At 63.1% G+C, this 3,353-nt stretch carries 4 protein-coding genes; 1 reads left to right on the forward strand and 3 read right to left on the reverse strand.

The window, feature by feature from the left end; translation table 11 throughout:
- The coding region (locus ENZ75_RS25870; RefSeq protein ID WP_128278419.1) for a sulfate transporter family protein at positions 1-559 on the forward strand (559 nt) is incomplete at its 5' end.
- Positions 560-568: 9 nt separating this feature from the next.
- Here the strand turns inward: ENZ75_RS25870 and ENZ75_RS25875 are convergent.
- From ENZ75_RS25875 to ENZ75_RS25885, 3 genes are all read right to left on the reverse strand, one after another.
- Complete coding sequence (locus tag ENZ75_RS25875) at positions 569-1,567, reverse strand: proline racemase family protein (RefSeq protein ID WP_024505791.1); 999 nt, start codon at positions 1,565-1,567, stop codon at positions 569-571.
- Between the two features lie 13 nt (positions 1,568-1,580).
- Positions 1,581-2,384, reverse strand: a complete 804-nt coding sequence (locus tag ENZ75_RS25880; RefSeq protein ID WP_024505790.1) for an oxaloacetate decarboxylase — start codon at positions 2,382-2,384, stop codon at positions 1,581-1,583.
- Positions 2,385-2,463: 79 nt separating this feature from the next.
- Positions 2,464-3,353: hypothetical protein (locus ENZ75_RS25885; protein ID WP_348630625.1), on the reverse strand; the 890-nt coding region annotated here is incomplete at its 5' end.

The raw sequence follows: 3,353 nt of genomic DNA on the forward strand, positions 1-3,353 counted from the left end.
GCTGCAGACGCTGTTGCCCGGCATGCCGTCCTGGGCCGGGTGGCTCGGCGGCATCATCGCGGCAATAGCGCTTGCCTTCGGCATGGCGTTGCTCATCGCGCCGGTGACGGCTGTTGTCGCTGGCCTGTTCCTCGACGATATCGCCGAAGTGGTCGAGCGCACCGACTATCCCGGCGATCCGACCGGCCGCGCCATGCCGGCGCTGCGCTCGCTGGTGCTGTCGGCGCGATTCCTCGGTGTCGTCATTCTCGGCAACATCGTCGCGCTGCTGCTTCTCTTGGTGCCGGGCGTCAACATAGCCGCCTTCTTCATCGTCAACGGCTATCTGCTCGGGCGCGAGTTCTTCGAATTCGCCGCCATGCGCTTTCGCGGCGAAGACGAGGCCAAGGCCTTGCGCAGGCACTATGCCGGCACAGTGTTTCTCGCCGGGCTGCTCATCGCCGCTTTCCTCGCCGTGCCGTTGCTCAACCTGCTGACGCCGCTGTTCGCCGCCGCCATGATGGTGCATCTGCACAAGGCGATCTCGGTGCGGGAAGTGGCTCGCTCCTCGCGCCGCTGAGCATTTTCTTCAGCGCAACAGGAATCCGCGTCCGAGCTCGTCGTCCGCTTCGACGATGAATTCGGCCCGCCCGGAATAATAGGCGCGGCCGCCGACGCGGGCGATGATCGCCTCATGCCGTCCAGCCTTCGCCGTCCGCGCCACGGCTCCGGAAAAACGCGAGCCGGCGATGCTCTCGAATGTGCGCGTCTGTCCGATCGCGATCTCGCCCTTGGCATGCATGGCCGCCAGCCTTGCGGTGACGCCGGAACCGGTTGGCGAGCGATCGACCTCGGCTTCGGCGAAGACGCAGATGTTTTTGGTCACCTCGCCGGAAAATGTGTCGCGGCCGTCGGTCAGGATGGTGCCGTATAGGTAGGCTAGGTCGCCGTGGTCGGGATGCGACAGCGGAAATTCAGCCTTGAGCCTGTCCGTCAGCCCCGTTGCCGCATCGACGAAATCGCGCATCCGGCTTCTGCCGAATTCGAGCCCGAATTGGTGACAATCGGCCAGCGCGTAGAAGGCGCCGCCATAGGCGACGTCGAAGCCAATCGTGCCGTGGCCCGCCAATTCGATCGCCTGTCCACCGGCGAAAAGGAAGGCCGGCACGCTTTCGAACGAAACCGCACCGGCCTTGCCGTCCCTGACCTCGACCGAGGCGACGACCAGCCCGCACGGCGCCTCGATATTGACTGTCGTGACTGGTTCCTGTTTCGCCACCAGCCCTTCATCGATGGCGTAGCGGCCGAGCGCGACGATGGCGTGGCCGCACATCGTGGAATAACCCTCATTGTGCATGAACAGCACGGCGAGGTCGGCGCCGGGCAGGTCCGGCTCGACCAGCAAGGCGCCATACATGTCGTAATGGCCGCGTGGCTCGAACATCAGGATTTTCCTGAGATGATCGAGATGGTCGCGCACATAGGCGCGCTTTTCCAGGATCGTGCCCTTGGGGATACCGGGATAGCCGCCGGTGACGATCCTCAGCGGCTCGCCGCCGGTATGCATGTCGACCACGGTCAGCGTCATGCGACGGGCCCCATTAATCCGAAGATTTGCCGAAGAGGGCCTGCAATTTGCTGAACGGCATGGCGGCGCGGGTGAAGCCGAAGGTGCCGTCTTGCTGGATTTCGCGTGCCGCCGTTTCCAGCATGCCGTAGGCGAAATTGGTCAGCCACGGCCCGAGCGAGATACGCTTGACGCCGGCCATGGCGAGATCGGCGATGGTAAAGCCCGGTACCGCCATGACATTGACCGGCTTGCTGACGGCAGAGCAGAGCGTGCGGATCATCTCGACGTTGCCGATGCCTGGCGCATAGAGTACGTCGGCGCCGGCCTTCTCGAACGCCTGCAGCCGCTTGATCGTGTCGTCGAGGTCGGACTTGCCCCAGAGGAAGTTCTCGGCCCGCGCAGTGAAGACGAAATCGCGTTTCAGGGCCCGCGCCGCTTCCACGGCCGCCGCAACGCGTTCGACGGCGTGCGCAAAATCATAGATCGGCTTGTCCGGATCGCCGGTGTGGTCTTCGATCGAGCAGCCGGCAAGGCCGGCAGCTTCCGCCGCGAAGATGGTTTCGGCGGCCTGCTCGGCGCTGTCGCCCTTGCCTTTCTCGAGGTCGGCCGAGACCGGCAGGCTGGTCGCCGCGGTCACTTCGCGGCAATGGTGGATCATCTGGTCGAAGGTCACCGCGCCGTCCGGCAGGCCGCGCGAAAAGGCAAAGCCGGCGCTGGTCGTCGCCAGCGCCGTGAAGCCGAACGAGCCGAGCAGCTTGGTCGTGCCGATATCCCAGGGATTGGGCACGACGAAGGTCGAGGCATGCAGGTCGCGAAAGATCTTGCCCTTGTCCATGGTAGTTCCCCATCATATGCGGTGTGGCCGAGCGGATTTTATCCTGCTCCATCTGGCCGGGCAAACGAATGCGGTTGGTTCAGAAGCGTTTGGCGTTCTCTCCTGCCAAATTGTTCAGCGCGTCGGAATCCTTGGCGTAGTGCGACGTTGTCTTGTCCCAATGATAGGTGACGGAGATGTCGTGAGATTCAGGTTTGGGCGGCTGGTCATCGCAGCTTTCGTCGTTCACGACGGTGGCATCGGTCACCGTTACCTTGATCGCCGCATGGCGTCGGCCCTCTGCGATGGCTTTAAAGGCAACGTCCTGCGTCCGGCTATAGGCACACACGTGCTCGTCGAACAAATAGATGATGTCGATCAGCTTCAACTTGTCCCTGGCGACCATAATCAGCGGGACGATCATATAGTTCTGGTTTGAATTGGAATGCGAACTCTCGATCATGAGGATATCATCATTGGCGCCGATGCCGAGCTTGCCGGGTTCGCGGAAATAGGTGCTGCGGTCGAGGGCGACATTGGCGGCGTCGAGCAGCCTTGGTTTGCCCGTAATGTCGTAGAGCGCTAGCACCGCATAGCCTTCTGCGCTGTCTGAGGAATCGCCGAGATCGAACAGCATGGTCAGGCGGTCCTTGCCTCCCGCCTTGATGGCAAGCACGGAGGCATTGGAAAAGCCTGAGGTTTCGGGCGGCGAGCCGCCGCTGTCGGGTCCCTCGATATGGCGCATAGCGATCGGCAGCCCGCCCCTGTAAAAGCCATTCTTGTCGGCGGCGAGGTCTGGAATGATCATCCTGGCGAGGTCGAGATAGGTGATGTCTTTTTGGCCGGGCAGTGGGCTGCCGAGCTCCGGAAGGCTGGCGTCTTGCGCGCCGGCTGCGGTCCACAGCAATGGCAGCAGCATCACGGCGAGGATGAAGCGAAGCAGGTTCGTCGGCATGGTCGCCTCAGGGTGTCGGGCGCGCGGAACGTAGC

Origin of the sequence: Mesorhizobium sp. M7A.F.Ca.CA.002.04.1.1 (assembly GCF_004022805.1) — a bacterium.
Lineage (GTDB): Bacteria > Pseudomonadota > Alphaproteobacteria > Rhizobiales > Rhizobiaceae > Mesorhizobium > Mesorhizobium ciceri.